19 protein-coding genes and 2 tRNA genes are annotated in these 16,644 nt (G+C 46.4%); 9 read left to right on the forward strand and 12 right to left on the reverse strand.

Annotated elements, in window-relative coordinates:
- Positions 1 to 49: 49 nt before the first annotated feature.
- Together hdeA and dgt are read left to right on the forward strand one after the other, a co-directional pair.
- Entirely contained in the window at positions 50 to 391 is a 342-nt protein-coding gene (gene hdeA / locus ACOCLE_RS11950; protein WP_419536856.1) for an acid-activated periplasmic chaperone HdeA, read from the forward strand.
- A gap of 151 nt (positions 392 to 542) precedes the next feature.
- Positions 543 to 2,009 (forward strand): dGTPase, encoded by a 1,467-nt coding sequence (gene dgt, locus ACOCLE_RS11955; protein WP_419536857.1) that lies wholly within the window; start codon positions 543 to 545, stop codon positions 2,007 to 2,009.
- Here the strand turns inward: dgt and ACOCLE_RS11960 are convergent.
- The gene (locus ACOCLE_RS11960; RefSeq protein WP_419536858.1) at positions 1,978 to 2,856 is read right to left on the reverse strand and encodes a patatin-like phospholipase family protein; all 879 of its coding nucleotides are present in this window, start codon (positions 2,854 to 2,856) and stop codon (positions 1,978 to 1,980) included. The genes dgt and ACOCLE_RS11960 overlap by 32 nt on opposite strands.
- 181 nt (positions 2,857 to 3,037) lie before the next feature.
- On the opposite strand from ACOCLE_RS11960, the gene ACOCLE_RS11965 reads away from it, so the two are divergent.
- Positions 3,038 to 3,898 (forward strand): aldo/keto reductase family protein, encoded by an 861-nt coding sequence (locus ACOCLE_RS11965; protein ID WP_419536859.1) that lies wholly within the window; start codon positions 3,038 to 3,040, stop codon positions 3,896 to 3,898.
- 163 nt (positions 3,899 to 4,061) lie between these two features.
- On the opposite strand, the gene ACOCLE_RS11970 is transcribed toward ACOCLE_RS11965, so the two are convergent.
- Positions 4,062 to 4,138, reverse strand: a tRNA-Pro gene (locus tag ACOCLE_RS11970).
- 199 nt (positions 4,139 to 4,337) lie between these two features.
- Here ACOCLE_RS11970 and ACOCLE_RS11975 point away from each other — a divergent pair.
- Complete coding sequence (locus ACOCLE_RS11975; RefSeq protein ID WP_419536860.1) at positions 4,338 to 4,670, forward strand: hypothetical protein; 333 nt, start codon at positions 4,338 to 4,340, stop codon at positions 4,668 to 4,670.
- Positions 4,671 to 4,735: 65 nt separating this feature from the next.
- Here ACOCLE_RS11975 and ACOCLE_RS11980 read toward each other — a convergent pair.
- From ACOCLE_RS11980 to ACOCLE_RS12000, 5 genes are all read right to left on the reverse strand, one after another.
- Positions 4,736 to 4,812, reverse strand: a tRNA-Pro gene (locus ACOCLE_RS11980).
- A gap of 98 nt (positions 4,813 to 4,910) precedes the next feature.
- Positions 4,911 to 5,477, reverse strand: coding sequence for a hypothetical protein (locus tag ACOCLE_RS11985; RefSeq protein ID WP_419536861.1), 567 nt, complete (start codon positions 5,475 to 5,477; stop codon positions 4,911 to 4,913).
- Positions 5,478 to 5,573: 96 nt separating this feature from the next.
- Complete coding sequence (gene tnpC / locus ACOCLE_RS11990; protein WP_419532963.1) at positions 5,574 to 7,079, reverse strand: IS66 family transposase; 1,506 nt, start codon at positions 7,077 to 7,079, stop codon at positions 5,574 to 5,576.
- Positions 7,080 to 7,327: 248 nt separating this feature from the next.
- Positions 7,328 to 7,768 (reverse strand): hypothetical protein, encoded by a 441-nt coding sequence (locus ACOCLE_RS11995; protein ID WP_419536862.1) that lies wholly within the window; start codon positions 7,766 to 7,768, stop codon positions 7,328 to 7,330.
- 208 nt (positions 7,769 to 7,976) lie between these two features.
- Positions 7,977 to 8,477 carry a MarR family winged helix-turn-helix transcriptional regulator gene (locus ACOCLE_RS12000; protein WP_419536863.1) on the reverse strand — a complete coding sequence of 167 codons (501 nt, stop codon included), beginning with the start codon at positions 8,475 to 8,477 and terminating at the stop codon, positions 7,977 to 7,979.
- Positions 8,478 to 8,693: 216 nt separating this feature from the next.
- Here ACOCLE_RS12000 and ectA point away from each other — a divergent pair, with 216 nt between their 5' ends.
- From ectA to ACOCLE_RS12025, 5 genes are all read left to right on the forward strand, one after another.
- The gene (gene ectA / locus ACOCLE_RS12005; protein WP_419536864.1) at positions 8,694 to 9,239 is read left to right on the forward strand and encodes a diaminobutyrate acetyltransferase; all 546 of its coding nucleotides are present in this window, start codon (positions 8,694 to 8,696) and stop codon (positions 9,237 to 9,239) included.
- Positions 9,240 to 10,550 (forward strand): diaminobutyrate--2-oxoglutarate transaminase, encoded by a 1,311-nt coding sequence (gene ectB / locus ACOCLE_RS12010; protein WP_419536865.1) that lies wholly within the window; start codon positions 9,240 to 9,242, stop codon positions 10,548 to 10,550.
- Positions 10,551 to 10,560: 10 nt separating this feature from the next.
- Positions 10,561 to 10,956: an ectoine synthase gene (locus ACOCLE_RS12015; protein WP_419536866.1), complete on the forward strand. Its 396-nt coding sequence runs from the start codon at positions 10,561 to 10,563 to the stop codon at positions 10,954 to 10,956.
- A 143-nt stretch (positions 10,957 to 11,099) separates the two neighbouring features.
- Positions 11,100 to 12,536, forward strand: coding sequence for an aspartate kinase (locus tag ACOCLE_RS12020; RefSeq protein ID WP_419537203.1), 1,437 nt, complete (start codon positions 11,100 to 11,102; stop codon positions 12,534 to 12,536).
- Positions 12,537 to 12,783: 247 nt separating this feature from the next.
- Positions 12,784 to 12,981 (forward strand): hypothetical protein, encoded by a 198-nt coding sequence (locus tag ACOCLE_RS12025; RefSeq protein WP_419536867.1) that lies wholly within the window; start codon positions 12,784 to 12,786, stop codon positions 12,979 to 12,981.
- Between the two features lie 70 nt (positions 12,982 to 13,051).
- On the opposite strand, the gene ACOCLE_RS12030 is transcribed toward ACOCLE_RS12025, so the two are convergent.
- The 5 genes from ACOCLE_RS12030 to ACOCLE_RS12050 form a co-directional block, all read right to left on the reverse strand.
- Complete coding sequence (locus tag ACOCLE_RS12030) at positions 13,052 to 13,471, reverse strand: hypothetical protein (RefSeq protein WP_419536868.1); 420 nt, start codon at positions 13,469 to 13,471, stop codon at positions 13,052 to 13,054.
- Between the two features lie 150 nt (positions 13,472 to 13,621).
- Positions 13,622 to 13,852, reverse strand: a complete 231-nt coding sequence (locus ACOCLE_RS12035; RefSeq protein WP_419536869.1) for a hypothetical protein — start codon at positions 13,850 to 13,852, stop codon at positions 13,622 to 13,624.
- Positions 13,853 to 14,227: 375 nt separating this feature from the next.
- Entirely contained in the window at positions 14,228 to 14,620 is a 393-nt protein-coding gene (locus tag ACOCLE_RS12040) for a MazG nucleotide pyrophosphohydrolase domain-containing protein (protein WP_419536870.1), read from the reverse strand.
- Between the two features lie 40 nt (positions 14,621 to 14,660).
- Complete coding sequence (locus ACOCLE_RS12045) at positions 14,661 to 15,695, reverse strand: NAD(P)H-dependent flavin oxidoreductase (protein ID WP_419536871.1); 1,035 nt, start codon at positions 15,693 to 15,695, stop codon at positions 14,661 to 14,663.
- A 40-nt stretch (positions 15,696 to 15,735) separates the two neighbouring features.
- Positions 15,736 to 16,605, reverse strand: coding sequence for a DMT family transporter (locus ACOCLE_RS12050; RefSeq protein ID WP_419536872.1), 870 nt, complete (start codon positions 16,603 to 16,605; stop codon positions 15,736 to 15,738).
- Positions 16,606 to 16,644: the final 39 nt, after the last annotated feature.

Genomic DNA, 16,644 nt, shown 5'->3' on the forward strand with positions numbered 1-16,644 from the left:
TTATTGAACTAGAATTTTTCAGGCTTACAACCGTTAAAGGGTGATCACGATGGAAATGAAAGCTCTAGGTCTGGCTATAGTTCTGACTACAGTATCCCTGACAGCCGTTGCTGCAAACTCTGACAAGAGCAAAACCCCAACTAACAGCACAAAGCCCACAAAACCCATTACTGAGTGGACCTGTGCAGACTACCTTGACCTTCAGGAAGACTACCAACCTTACGCCATTGGCTGGGCCACGGCCTACAGTAAAGCCGGGAAACCTGAAGATACCGCTTTCGATGTGCAGGGCATTGAAACCATTAGACCCACACTTCTTGAGTATTGTAACCGAAACCTTCAAGCATCATTCTGGGATAAGGTGAAGGCAGAGTTCAAAAAGTATATATAGGCTGAGAAAAGTATTTATTTGTGCACAGAACCACCCGTTTCACGAAGGCAGGTGGTCCCTGATTTATTTAATGCGGCAAATCATGCGACTCACCGAGCAGCCGAAAGATATGGTAACCTGAACACTAATCTATCCGCTGGTTACCAAGCTTATGGCATCTCTGGATTACCTCAAAAAACTAACCTGTGATCGCCCTGACCCAAGAGTGAATGAACAGCCCAGAGACCTGATCACGGAGACTGAGAGTAACCGGGGGTGCATCATTCAGTCGGCTGCGGTTCGCAGACTTCAGCAGAAGACTCAGGTCTATCCACTTGAGACTAATGCTGCAGTCCGCAGTCGGCTTACCCACTCACTGGAAGTCCAGCAGACAGGGCGCTACCTGGCAAAGACCATCCTTGATCAGTTAAAAAAAAATGATGAGCTGGGAAAACTCGGTCTGGAAGGTATCGAAACGGCCTTTACCAACCTGGTTGAAATGTCCTGTCTTCTGCACGATGTGGGCAACCCCCCCTTCGGGCATTTTGGTGAAGCCGCTTTCAGTCGCTGGATTCAGGAAAATGGCGCAGCGTGCCATCGCAAAGCGATGGAAAGACAAACAGCCATGAATAATCAAACCGGGCACTCAGAACTTTTTAACAAGATATTGTTACCGGATTTGTCCGTATTTGAAGGCAATGCCCAGGGGCTGCGTATCATTCATAGCCTACAGGCACTCAATCTGACCTGGTCACAACTGGCAGCCACCATCAAATACACCAGATCCCCATATCAGGACAGGAATCCCGGATTCAACTACCGCCAAAAGAAACCAGGGTTTTATTACTCGGAGCGTCGCCTTATTCAGGATATCTGGAAGCACCTTGATATGGAGGCCAACTGTCGCCACCCTCTGGTCTATATCATGGAAGCTGCGGACGACATTTCCTACTGCATTGCCGACCTGGAGGATGCAATCGACAAGGGGATCCTTTCATTCAGAGGATTGAGCTTCTGGCTTAAAGAGGTATGGAAAGAATTCAGTAATGAAAAGAGCCGTTATTTGCCAGATATTATTAACACTGCTGAAAACGTTGCCAAAGATAACCCCCAGAACTTTATTCGCCATTTACGCTCACACCTGGTCAGGGATCTGGTCGGTTATGCCGCCAACCGATATCTGCAAAAGCATACAGAAGTGTTTAACGGAACACTGGATGAACCATTAATTGACGGAGGTTCTGACCAGCATCTGGCGCTTAAGACACTGAAAACCGTCGCCATACGCCATGTATTCAGCAGTCAGGAGAAAGAAACACCAGAGCTTCGGGGCTATGCAGCCCTGATGGGATTACTCGATATCTATCGTCCAATTCTGGAACTCCCCAGAACCGCATTCTCAAACCTCGAAAATCTGGATGGTGAACACTTTATCGAGCATCGACTGAACCACCGCTTGTCTCGGAAGTATAAAGCAGCCTATTTGCGGGCAGTGCATCAAATGAGCCAGAAAAAGCACACACCCGCTGAAGAAAACGATCTTGAGTGGTATTATCGGGCAAGACTGATTCTGGACTATATGAGTGGCATGACAGACCACTTTGTACTTACTGAGTATCAGAGCCTATCGGCAATTTAAACCAGGAAGATCGTTTGAGAGCCCCTCCTTTCATGGTTTTCAGCCATTCAACACCTTCGCTTTCAAAGTATTTTCTGCTGGAGTTATACCCCATTTCATAAATAGACTTGAGCTGATCAGGCTTCACCATAAAAGCGCTACACTCCTCAATACCTTCCGGAGCCAACGAAACCTCTGGCAAATTTATATTTGAGAACTGCCTGGCAGAGCTGTAAATCTGAAAAACCCGATCCAGCACATCAAACGTGTTAGCAAAATGTTCACTGGGTTTTGACATGATAGGGGCAAGGTACATCCCGATATGGTGACGACACTGGTCATGAATCAGATCAGAAGGATAGTTATTGATAATCCCACCATCGGCATAGACAGTCCCCTGCCACTTAACTGGTGTGAACATGCCTGGATAAGCAGACGACGCGGTCAAAGCATTAATCAATGGACCGCTGTTAAATACTGTTTGCCGGGCTCTGTTCAAATCAGTAGCAACCACATACAGAGGCTTTTTCAATGACTCGAAGCTGTCCTCCGGGAAATAAGTCTGAAAGTTTTTTGCAATCTTGGCGGAGTCAATCAAACCGAGCGCATTAAAAGAAAGGTTTCGAAAACTAAACATTCGGGTAGAGACAAAAAAGTCCAGAATCTCTTCCGGTGCATACCCGGCACTGTGCAGAGCGCCCACCATAGCCCCCCCGCTGGCACCGGAAATAATATCTGGCTCAATTCCCTGCTCTTTCAGATACTGCAATAGCCCAATCTGGGCCATGCATTTTGCACCACCGCCTGACAGGGTGAGACCTAACCGGTAAGGTTTGCTTTTAAAAAGCTCTGTCGTGAACATGCTCATTAATCAAAGACCTGTTTTTCAAAAAAACCTCATAAACAACGTTTCTTGTAAGCATCTCTCGAAAAAAGTCTTTTGGAAAGTTTTCTGCCCATGCCGACATTATGTCATGAGCCCTGCTCTACACTAAAGTAAATCTCAACAGAGCGAAACGTGCTCAATAATATCAAAGGGAGACAAGGAGATGAGCGAACAGCCTGACACTAATCCATTTAATCTTCACGACACCAGAGTTCCCCGTTTTATCTATGGCACGGCCTGGAAAGAACAGGCGACATCTGAGCTGACGTTGAAAGCCCTGAATAACGGTTTCACAGCCATTGATACCGCTAACCAGCGTAAACATTACTATGAAGAAGGGGTTGGGGAAGCGTTACAGAACTTCTATCAAACCAGTGGAACTAGCCGTGAAGACCTCTATCTGCAGACTAAATTCACTTACGCTGAAGGTCAGGATAACCGTCTGCCATACAACCCCAAAGTGGATACCAAAGAACAGGTAGAGCAGTCCTTTCTTTCATCACTGGAGCACTTAAAAACGGATTATCTTGATGCTCATCTACTGCATGGTCCATCTCAGTCCCATGGACTTAGTGACCGTGATTTTGAAGTCTGGGAAGCAATGGAAAATTTCTACCGATCTGGCCATATCAAACTTCTCGGTATCAGTAATGTAAACCATGATCAGCTTGAATACCTGAGTCACCATGCAGCCATCAAACCCATGCTGGTACAAAATCGATGTTTTGCCAGAACCGGGTGGGATGCAAATATACGCGAACTCTGCCACCGGCATGACATCCATTACCAGGGCTTCTCTTTGCTGACTGCCAATACCCCAATGTTTGAAAAGCCTGAGTTTCAAGCCATTATGACCAGAACAGGACTAACCGGACCACAAGTCATTTTCCAGGCAGCATTAAAAATGGGAATGATTGTCTTAACAGGAACCAGTGATACTGAACATATGCAGCAGGATCTGCATTGTCTGCAAACACTATTGACGAATGAGGAAGTTACTTTGATAGAGCAGATGATGGTTTGAAATATTATTTCTGGAGTTAAGTCACTACCAGAGAGCTGATTCTGCATTACCAGTGTACAGTACACTTCCCTCATATACTGGCAATTGCTACAGCATTGCCTGCGTACAGTAGACCCATGTACATAAAAAAAAGCCAGCATGGTGCTGGCTTATAAAATCAATCTGGTCGGGGTAGAGAGATTCGAACTCCCGACATCCTGCTCCCAAAGCAGGCGCGCTACCAGACTGCGCTATACCCCGAAACTCATAATCACTTATGAATAAAAAGTGTTCCGGACAACATGATCAGCGATACTTCTTAAAACGCCGCCACACCGGAACGGTTAATACTTTAACAAATCCAAATACTTTTCACAGCGTTGATTACCGCAACCTGGCTACGGAATATACAGAGATCAAAGCTATAGTGTCCAGAAGAGCAATTACAGTGGACAGCACCATGAACGCATTCATTGCTTTTCTCCTGATTCTGTTTACATCGACCACCTTCGCTTATGATACCCAGAGCGAAATTGGAATGCTTCGGAAAGAAATTCAACAACTGAGCAAAAAGGTAAGATACCTGGAGAGAAGAGTCATCGCGCTAGAAGGCATCGACGATACCGGTAACAGCAATATGCAGTGGGGCTGCTACCTGAACGATATCCGTGCAGGAGGCCTGTTTTCCCATGCGGCAACCGAAGCAGAAGCCAGAGGAAAAGTATTGAGTCAATGCACCAGCAAAAAAGGCGCCTGCTTCGACAATCAGATAACCTGCAGTAAGTCGGATTAATCTGATGTGAGAAATCGGTAAACATCAAAAAAGCCCATACTCGAAAGTATGGGCTTTTCTAATTTTGGTCGGGGTAGAGAGATTCGAACTCCCGACATCCTGCTCCCAAAGCAGGCGCGCTACCAGACTGCGCTATACCCCGTTAACTCACTCTTACAGCAACCAATGTTGCGCCGAGCCAGTGGTGGCGTATTATCCCTATTTTCCGAATGCCGTCAACTACCAATAAGGCTTTTATTCTCAATTTAATAACGTTGAGAGCTTCTGTCTGGACATATCCAGCACATCTCGCTTCGTCAGGTCACTGACGATTGGGATTCGTGTGATATCAACATGATGAAGATGCAGATACGGATGACTCTGACGAAACTCCCTTAAATCGCCCCGGGTGACAATCGGACAATAAGGCTGACCAAATTTTTTCTCAAACAATCGGGTAATTTGTCTGAAACCGCTTTTGGCCGGTAAAAGAAGCCGTTTCTTGTTACTGTCACGAACCGACAGATAAAACCCTTCCCGCCCAATGGCTTCTCCTGGCACCAGATAAATACCAGTTTGCCGGGCAGCGGAGAGATCCAGACGTTGTATCATCCACAAATGCTGCTCAAAATCGGGCATCACTACCAGCTTTTCCCGCTGAGAAGTCCCCCAATACACATCATACTTACCATAAAGGCTCTGCGCCCCGGGAGAATAAACACACAGACCGGTTCTAAGAGAGTCAAAAAAGTCAGCAGCTCTTTTCTGCTGACTGAATTGCGACAAACTCCAGATAACCGCTTTCTGATAATCAATTGAACTCATCATTTTTTTGTGAACTGCATCACAACATTACAAACACGTACGATAATACCAACTAAAGCAGGCAGCAATAACCAAAATGGATTAGATGAAAAAAGGTAACTATTCAGCACCCAGCAAAGGCGTATTGTTGTAATTTCGAACCGCTTTAAGAAGCGCCTGAAATATGTTCAACCCCTGCTTTTTAGCAGATGATAAATAGCTTCGGATTCGGGTAAACATGGTACCTCCGTCTTCGCTTCTGAAGCAGCCTGAGATCTTCTGCTTAAGTTTGGCCATCCTGGCATCACGTTCACTGCCATTGTTATCGAAGGGAATTGAAAAGTCCGACATGAAGCGCAACGTTTCAACCTTAAACTCAATAAGCCTTTTGAACAGGTTGTAGGCCTTGGTATTCCTGACCTTCTTACGTCCAAGCACCTGTCGTTGTTTTTCCATATAAGCGGTTTCCTTCGTGAGAGCCCTTTGAAGGATTTGGTCGTATATCGTCTCAATGCGAAGCTGTATTGCACCAGGCATTTGAGTCAGACCGGCTGCTTTGTATTTCTTGCAGAAGTGCCAGGAGAGCGTAAGCAATTTCATCAGCCGCAGAGCCAGCTTATTCGCATCCCTATCGACAACTCCCTGAAGCTCTCTCAGATGATGGGCATTACAAAGCACATGCACTGCCGCATAGGCAAAGTAGGACTTCCAATGATCGTGAACCAGAATGCCTGCAAAAGTCAGCAGGATGCCCATTGCATCCATTGCTTCACAACCTCGCCTTTCTGAGAGGTAGTAAAGCGTCCATTGGTCATCTCGCATAATGTGTAACCACCACAGTGAACCGTCAACCCGCATGCCAGTTTCATCCGCTCCTGCAACCGGACTTTCTTGTAAAGCATCGCGGATACTCTGCTCAGTAGAGGCCAGGTTCTCATGGGTATAGGCAACAAAATTGGCAACAGAGCCTGCGCTGACACTCATGCAATAAATAGTATTGAAATACTCAGACACCCGGTGATATGGGATGAAGTGATACTGGTTTAAATGAACAGCCATTGCCTGAGTCACTTCTCCGTATTGAGCAGCGGCTTTCACTCCTTGGGGAAACTCAGCGGTGTTCCGTTTACCACAAGGACATACTTTAACGTCTGCCCAGTACGCGGTAACTTCAAATTCTCCGGGTCTACCTGGATCAAAAACCTGTCGCTCAATGTATTTGGTGGGTTTAATATCGATAAGCGAAGACTGGCAACAGCAACATTTTTCAACCTTCAGATGCCTGACATAATCGGGTAAGGCGACACGTCTCAAACAAGAGCCTTGATGACCTTTCTGGCCACCTGGTTTATTGCCTGAAGATGGTCTAAGGCTTTTGGGGTTCGGTGTTTCCTGTGAGGAGCAGGGGGCTTCTTTGGAAGATGTATCACCTTTATCACTCCCTTTTTTACTGGGCTTTTGATAACCATCTGACGATGGTGGCTTACTACTGTTTTGACTGTTTTTATTAACCCTTTCTTCCAGTTCGCTGCAACGTTCCCGTAAAAGCGCATTCTCGGTCCGAAGCTCTTCATTCTCTTTAAGGAGAGCTTCGGTAAACGGAGTAGCTGGGAAGTCTGGTTCCATACTGGAGATTTGTTAGAAAAATTGAGTATAAGATGATGGTCGAAAAATCAGAAAATTCCAGATTTATATGAAGGGTGCTGAATAGTTACGAAAAAAGAAAGTGAGCGACACGCCATGCGAGCGTAAGAAACAAACAGATGGATAAATCCGAAAAAACCGAGTGCTTTACAGAGCAAACGACTCTGAAAAGCACTGGATCATACAATTTAACTCAATAGTAAAAGGGTTAGAAAATGAGCCTTTTGTAACTATGGCTGCCAGTCATACTTATCGATGCTATTGATTGCCAAACCACCATCGATATCGCCATCCAGAGAAACATCCATGGAAAAATTCACCAGACGACCCTGAACACCGCCGGTAATCAGTAGTGACTGCTCCTGAAAATCATAACCACCACCCAGCTCAGCCTGCCAGTCAATCTCACCTCGAACACCTTTCAGAAGGAACTTATCAAAGCCATCGGTGAAGTGATAAGAGAGTGAAAGATCAACACCGGTTACGTCCCCAATGCCATCCACATCGACACTGCGAACCCCCGCAATCGCCGAAGGTATCCAGCCATGCTTAACAGTCCAGCCCAACCCAGCGTAAACATGGTTATCACTTTGAGCCGCTGCAGCAGTACTGACCAGTAAGGATGCTGTTGCCATAGTAGCAGCCATCAAGCCTTTTATTGTCCGGGACATTACGCTACCCCCTTTATTTTCAGGCAATGTGCATTTGCTTTTACGCCTTTCTAACTCTACCTAACTGGCAAAAATAAGCAATGCACCACAAAACCCAGCGGGTTATAGCTAAATAAGTTTCTTTGACCAAGCCAAAGAGTAAAAAGACAAGAGATTATTAATGAACAGAACATGAATCAATCCAGCCTTGATCAATAGCACTGATTTCTCACTGCTTCCAACCGCCTGATCCAGCATCATCTCTGTCAATCTGACCAATATCCAGCATAGGAGCAGCATCCAGATGTTGAGCATCAAGCATGAAAGCAACACGCTCTAATGCAGAGATCACCATGGACTGCTCCCAGTCCTGCATATCTTCAAATCGTCGTGTAAAAAGATCCTGCTGTGGGGTAGGTGCACCCTTTAACAGCTCCAACCCAGCAGGAGTCAGGCTAATCCAGACCTTCCGCTTATCCTCTGCTCCACGCTCACGACACACCAGACCTTTCTTTTCCAGACGATCCAGAATACTGGTCACCGTCGCCTGAGTAAGACCAATCGCTTTCGCCAGATCTCCTGTTGTAATCTGGGTTGATAGCCTAAGGGTTTGCATGGTCATTAACTGAGGCAGAGTAAGCCCCGTACAACGACTAATCTCTTTATCCTGCATATCAGTTGACCTGATAATCTGACGCAAAAGCACCAGCGCATCCTGACTTCTTCCCATTTTTAGAGTTTCTCTCTGCAAACTTTCAGTCAGCCTTACTATTCAATGCCTATTAAACAATTTCAAGCAAAAAATACATAGAAATACGATGAATAATTAGTAATAAAAAATCAAAAAAATGCAGAAAAAAAACCAAAACCTTGATTTAACCCGAATCAAATGCTTTAAAATATATAGAAATACTAAATTTTAGTATAACTAACATATATAAACACTATGCTTATTTCTTATAGAGAACCTCTGAAAAAAGACGGTATTGCCGTACATAACCTGATAAATAACTGCCCTCCTCTGGATAAAAATTCTTTGTATTGCAATCTATTGCAATGCACCGACTTTTCCAGAACCTCCATCATTGCTGAGAGCAATGATGGCGATGTTATCGGTTTTATTTCCGGCTATATTGCACCAGAAAGTCCGGAAACACTGTTCATCTGGCAGGTCGCTCTGGATCAGCAATATCGTGGCAAAGGCATTGCATCCCAGATGTTAAGCAGGCTTTTCAATCGGCACGGTACCCTTCAGAGCCTGAAAACCACCATATCTCCCAGCAACATCCCTTCTCAAAAACTATTCCAGACCTTTTTCGAAAACCACGGAATGACCGTTAAAGCCACTGAGCATTTCAAAGCCGGCGTTCATCTCGACAGTAACCACGAGGATGAAATCCTGTACCTCGGCACTCGAATGGATGCCACTGAGGTAACGACGGCCTTAAGCAGCAACGAACAACACCATCACTTTACTGAGGTAGCCGGATAAATGAGTATCTTTGACGAGCTGGAGTCCGGCGTGCAGTGTTATGCACGCTCCTTCCCCCAGACATTTCATCGTGCTAAGGGTGAGTTCCTGTACGACGAAAACAGTAACGAATACCTTGATTTTCTGGCTGGCGCTGGAACACTCAATTACGGCCACAATCATTCCGTATTCAAGGAAGCGTTGCTGGAATATATACAGGCAGACGGCATCACTCATGGCCTGGATATGCACACAAAAGCCAAAGAGGCCTTTCTGAGCACATTCAATGAAAAAATTCTAAAGCCAAGAGCCCTCGATTATGTCGTACAGTTTACTGGCCCGACTGGGACTAATGCTGTTGAAGCTGCACTGAAACTGGCAAGAAAAGTCACCGGCAGAACCGAAGTAATTGCCTTCACCAATGGATTTCACGGTGTCAGCCTTGGCTCACTGGCCGCCACCGGTAATAGCCATCACCGCAGTGGCGCCGGAATCAGCCTGAGCGGTGTCAGCCGGCTACCTTATGACGGCTACTTTAATGACACTGTTGATACAACGGAGTATCTCGATAAGGTACTGGGCGATGCCAGCAGCGGTGTAGATTTGCCAGCTGCCGTTATTGTTGAAACGGTACAGGGCGAGGGTGGCATTAACACAGCAAGTTTTGAATGGCTGAAAAATCTCGAAGCAGTCTGCAGAAAATACGACATACTGCTGATTGTTGATGACATTCAGGCAGGTTGTGGCAGAACAGGCACTTTCTTCAGCTTTGAAGAAGCCGGCATAAAACCAGACATTGTTACCCTGTCGAAATCCCTTAGTGGCTATGGCCTACCATTTGCCATTGTATTGTTCCGTCCAGAGCTGGATCAGTGGAAACCGGGTGAACACAACGGTACATTCCGTGGCAACAACTTGGCCTTTGTTACTGCTAAGGCCGCTATCGACCACTATTGGTCAGATAACCAGTTTTCCGAAGACATCAAAACGAAATCACTGTATATCTCTAACCGCTTGAAAGGCATTGCAGAAACTCATCACTCAGAACCCCTTAGCACCCGTGGGCGTGGCATGTTCCGCGGGATTGACTGCGTTAATGGGGAGCTGGCAGGGAAAATCACCCGAAACTGTTTTGAAAATGGACTGGTTATTGAAACCAGCGGTCCTGAGGATCAGGTGGTCAAACTCCTATGCCCACTGATTATCAGTGACCAGAACCTGAAAAAAGGTCTAGATATTCTTGAAAATGCCTTTGCTGAAGTTTGTATCCCGGATACCAAGCCTCTCAATGGGTACAATAAACTCAACACCCTGTTTCGTGTAGCCAGCTGAGAAAATAATAATGATTGTACGTACACTTGAAGACGCAGAGCAGTCAGAGCGCCGGGTCGTTTCCCCTGATGGGCATTGGGAGAGCACGCGCCTGCTGCTAAAAAATGACAACATGGGCTTCTCTTTTCACATTACCACCATTTATGCCAATACCGAGACTCACATCTGGTATCAGAACCATCTGGAGTCTGTCTACTGCATCAGTGGTGAAGGTGAAGTTGAAACACTGGCGGATTCCAAGGTTCACTCCATCAAGCCTGGCTCTATCTATATTCTTGATAAAAACGATGAGCACCTTCTGAGAGCCCACAGTGAACTTAAACTGGCCTGCGTTTTCAACCCACCACTGAGCGGCCAGGAAGTTCACGACAAAAATGGTGCTTATCCCATTCTGAATGACCGCTGAAAATGTGCGTATTTGATAGCCATGAAGCATTAATCCCCTGGAATTTATCAGGTTCTTCGTTTGAAGAAACCAGTAACCGGCGTTCTGCGTCGGTTGCCTGCACTTCAGCCCCTCATCATTTCATACTGCAATATTCCGAAACAATGACTCATACCGTTGAGAAAATTGGTGGCACATCCATGAGCCGCTACGAAGATGTTCTGAAGAACATCTGGTTGAATGAAAAAAATGGTACGGTTTTTAATCGAATCTTCGTCGTTTCAGCGTACGCCGGGGTGACTGACCTTCTGCTTGAACATAAAAAGACCGGTGAGGCCGGAGTCTATCGAACCTTTGTCGAGGGTGAAAAAGAGGATGCCTGGCAGGCCATGCTAAACAAGGTCGAAAGCCTCCTGCTGAAGATGAACAGCCGCATGTTTACGGATCACTACCTGGCACAGGCAAATCAATTCATACGGCAGCGGATCACCGATGCCCAAACCTGCATGACCAGCCTCCACAGCCTATGTTCCTACGGACATTTCCAGCTTCAACAGCACCTAGTTACGGTACGGGAAATGCTCGCTTCCATTGGTGAAGCACACAGCGCGTTCAACTCAACGCTACTCCTTAAGGCCAATGGAGTTAATGCCCAATTTGTCGATCTTTCTGGTTGGAAAAACAGTGTCCCACTCCCCATGGATGACATGATTCGTCAGGCTTTTGATTCTCTGGATCCCTCCAGACAGCTACTTATAGCAACCGGTTATACCCACTGCGAAGAACAGCTGATGAAAACCTTTGACCGGGGCTATAGCGAAATGACGTTTGCCAGAATTGCATCGATTACTGGAGCAAAAGAGGCCATTATCCATAAGGAATATCATCTCAGCAGTGCTGACCCTAAACTTGCGGGCAAAGACAATGTGATTCCCATCGGAATGACCAACTTTGACGTTGCCGATAAGTTATCCAACCTCGGTATGGAGGCTATCCATCCAAAAGCCGCGCAGGGAATTCGCAAAAGTGGCATCAAGCTGCGAATCAAAAACACCTTTGAACCCGAGCACCTGGGTACCATTATTGATCAGAATTACTGCAATCCAAGACCCTGCGTAGAGATCATTGCCGGACGTAAGGATGTTGCTGCCATTGAGATATTTGACCAGGAAATGCTGGGGTCCATTAACCATGACATGGAGATCAGTCAGCTCATTCAGGAGTTGAAACTGCAACAGGTAAATAAAGAGTCCGACGCGAACAGTATCACCTTTTACCTGACGGGCAGTCGCAAGAAGGTTAACCGGCTTGTTCGCCTGACCAAACAAAAGTACCCAACCGCTGAGGTGGCTATTCATAAAACAGCTATAGTCTCCGCTATTGGCTCAGACCTGAAAGTAAAAGGCATTCTCGCAAGAACCGTATCCGCCCTTTCAAATGCAGGAATCAATGTGATGGCCATGCACCAGACCATACGGCAAGTTGAAATGCAGTGCATTGTTGCTGAGGCCGACTATGAGAAAGCGATTCAGGCACTTCACAAGACGCTGGTTGAAAACGAAAATCATGGTTCTGTCATTAGACGATACGTTGCTGCCTGAACGATCAAGAGGGGCCATACCCCCGCCGCTAACAACAGCTGCAGCCTCCTGTAGCTGCCCCTTTTCTCCGCTGGACAGAGCCTTCAATATTAGATTTCAATAATGGTCTCTGGTATATACTGAAGACATATCTATCGTAACTGAAAAGGAGCCAAACCCCGAATATACGCAGGCTGTGTATGCTTTCCATTGGGACAGGTAAACACCGAGCCAACATGCCTTTAAAGAATTGAATCAGGAGAGCAGCATGGCAGATAAAAACAACAGAAGAAATCAGAAGAAAGCCAACCTGATTTTTCCATCCAGAAAGCAGGTCGCGGCAATGGCACTGCAGGGGCTATTGGCAAACCCCAGTTTCAGTGATTGGACTGAAGAGAAACTGGCAAAAAAAGCGGTTGAAGCTACAGACGAACTCATTAAACGATTGAACTACATCAGTAAATAATCCCTTTCTCCATTTGGAACCTGATCCACAAGTCTCATACTTTAACAATGGCAAGCCATTCAGGCCTGCCTTAACGCATTTTTTCTGACAAAGAAAAGCAGGATGCCGCTTTACCCAAAACACCTAACTCCCCATAAAGCAGCCAGTTCTGCCATGCACGGCCAAACTGCTTCTGACAAAGCACATAGAACGAAGACGTCACCGGAGAAGCTGACAACAAAGCGCTGTTAATTGTATTTGCCGACCATAAATGACATTGCTGCAAAAGATCCACACCTCCATCGGGTAAAAAGCTTGCACTTCGATAAGGAGGCTCAACGGTGAGCAGAATGCCAGACGCTCCAAATCCTGAAATGATGGCGTCACACTCACACAGAGCAGCACCGGTAAACTCTCCGGTTAATGAAATATCTTTATCTGGATGTTGTGAGTGGCTGGCGATTAAAGCCTGTACCTTATCTATGATTTTCTTTTGGCGATACCTGTCCATGGCAACCTCGACCTGATTATGGAGACAGTAATTATCCGACCCTCTGGTAAAATCTTTAGCGAATTCCCAGAGTGGATATAAAAACACAGTAAGTATGAGGGCCTAGTTGCCATCCATAGCAACGACCTAATTATGTGAAGACAAATACACTCAATGTTGATCACTCATGGCCATCACCGTGTATTGATCATCAGCATCATTTGCAGCGGGCTGGTAGTACTGACTCTCAAGCCAGTCCAGTGCTTTCTGAAACGCAAGGTCGCCATAGTCTGAATAACTGAAACGACGAGTCTCGTGTATTTTGGAACAGTCAGGTTTTACCAGGTGCGCCTGCCAGCCCGCCTGCCCATCTCTGAGCGTATATTTCTCAATTCTCAACATTGCGGATGATAGTTTCCGTTCTTTATTCTGACTGTACACGATCACTTTTATTCGTATTGTTAATGCTATCAACATGGACAACTTAACATTGAAAGGATGACAGAATCGTGACAACCAGTGACCAATCAACCGCATAATTATTAAACAAATCATCAATACGCATATTGATACGTATCAATACTTAGCAATCAATTTGCAGACACCACTTTGGATGCAATTGTTACAGGCCTGATTCCACCAATCTGGATTCTGCATCCATGCTGGTTATTCTCTTTAGCCAACCAGCAATATAAACAACCGGCACCCAGGGAGAACTCAATTCTATGACTAAAGTAAAACACCTCCCTGGCAACCAGTCTGAAAAACTTGGGAAATCTATAAAAGCTCTGCTTTGTTCTTCTCAACGGCCTGTTCTTCTGCCAGTCTTTGCTTCTGCTGTCTCTTCACCTCAGACCAGAAGCTGCCCTGCTGAATGCCATCAATCCGCTCACTGTACTTCACCAATGCCCTCTCAAAGACCCTGGACAGGGAAATTTTACCTTCCTGCTCAAGAGCCAGAAGCAGGTTCAGGTAATCCCAGAATACATCCCCCAGCTCGTCTTCCAGATAGCAGTTTCTGTCGGAATCCAGCTCCTCCTGAACCTCATCCAACTCCAGCCTGATCTCCCTGAGATAGGTTTCGCTGCCGTTTGACCATTCACTGTCCTGATCAATCATGTTTTTCTGCCTGGCAACATCAAGCAACTTGATCAAATGTTGTGAATTCATAGTGAAACTGCCCCTGTTCATTGATTCTGGCAATATAACCTCATTCAGCTCCCAACCATAAACTTCGGGTCAGCTCACAGGCTGAAATTTCTCTGCAGCCTGCCCGGTTTTCACCGGACCATAAAGGCGAAAAGTCAGCCAAGCCTCTGGACTCAGCTGCTGCACGCAAAGGACTGAGCGCGATAGACGCATAAGGAAAGTCCGGCGCTGCATCCGAGATAACATCAACCTCTTTCATCAGGCGATTACACAGCCCACGGGCAGGACGGCCAGAAAACAGGTTGGTTAAAGCGGTCGAAGCCCCTTCAATTTTTAAAGCCGCTCGATGAACCGGACTGGTCCTGGCTTCATCGCAAAGCAGATAGCTGGTACCTACCTGAACACCCGCTGAACCTAATTCCATCATATGCCTGACCTGCTGATGGCCTGCAATGCCCCCGGCCGCAACCACTGGAACACGTATATGGCCGATCAGTTCAGTGACAAGGGAAGCGGTACCCATCTGACTTGCAACATCGGTTGTCAAAAACATCCCTCGATGCCCACCCGCCTCAATTCCCTGAGCAATCACAATATCCACCCCGTTGGCTTCCAGCCAGAACCCTTCCTCAAGAGTAGTAGCTGAAGACATAATCACCGTCCCCCAGGACTTGATGCGCCTGACAAGGTGCTCAGCAGGTAATCCAAAGTGGAAGCTGATCACAGGTGGCTTATGGGCTTCCAGAACCTCTGCTGTCGCTTCATCAAATGGCATTCTCAAACTGCCCATCTCTTTTGGGGGACTGACCTTCATCTCTGCATAATAGGATGCCAGCCGCTGCTCCCACTTCGCCATTTTATGGTGATCAAATTCCGGCATTTCGTGGCAGAAAAAATTGAGGTTATAAAGCTTGTTAGAATGCTGTTTGAAGGCGTTAATCTCAGCGACAATCTGTTCAGCATTCAGCATGCCACAGGGAATTGAACCAAGCCCCCCGGCCTCAGAAACTGCAACGGCCAGCTCCCAGTTCTGAACACCGGCCATGGGGGCCTGAATAACGGGAAAATCCAAACCCAGAACCTGATGCAATAACATCTTCTTACTCCATGATTGGTTTTATTTTTAAATAACAGCCTTAATTTGATTTACCGATGGCCTCTTGGTGCTTATTTTCAGGCACGTAGATATTCAATAAATTACCCAGTAACATCAGCAATGCGCCAGCCATTAATGTAAATTCCAGAGGCTCGGAGTAAAACAGAACGCCAACCATGGCAATGGCTGGCAACCTCAGAAAGTCCATGGTAACAACCACTGTCGCTTCTGCTGTCTGCATGGCTTTAGCCATACAGAAATGAGCAGTCAATAACGTAATGCCTATAACGACAATCCAAAACCACTGGATACCAGCCGGGTTTTGCCAGTTCTGCAAAGAAAAGCACAGGCCAATAGGAAGCTGCACCAGACACATGAAAAACAATATGGTCAGCGGGTGCTCAGTTGCAGAGAGGGATTTGGTAGAAGAGTGGGCAATGGCATAACAGATGGCCGCACCAAGCACGATAAATGAAGAGAAATTGACCACTCCCTGGCCAGGCTGAACGATCACAAAAACACCGATTAGCCCGAGAGCTATGGCGGTAACTTTCTTGAGAGTAAGCTGCTCATTCAGGAACGTACTGGCTATCAGAGCAGTCCACAGAGGCACCGTAAACTCGAGGGCAAACACCTCCGCAAGCGGCAATAACCCAATCCCCAGGAACCAGCCATAGGATCCGGCAAAGTGAATACTGTTTCGGATACCATGTAAACCTAACCGGTGAGTACGAAACCGTTCACCCTTTCCGGAGCAGGCAATCGCCAGAGAAATAATAACCAGCCCAATGACACTTCGGAAAAACAGAATCTGAAAAGTGTCTATCAGGCCGCTAAGCTCACGGACCCCAACCGCCATCAGACTAAACGAGGTTAATGTGCCAACCATCCACAGCGCAGACTTAATCATAATGACGTCACTCCCTTACAGCAGAGGTTCAGTTCATGC

This window comes from Endozoicomonas sp., from assembly GCF_965196975.1.
Lineage (GTDB): Bacteria > Pseudomonadota > Gammaproteobacteria > Pseudomonadales > Endozoicomonadaceae > Endozoicomonas.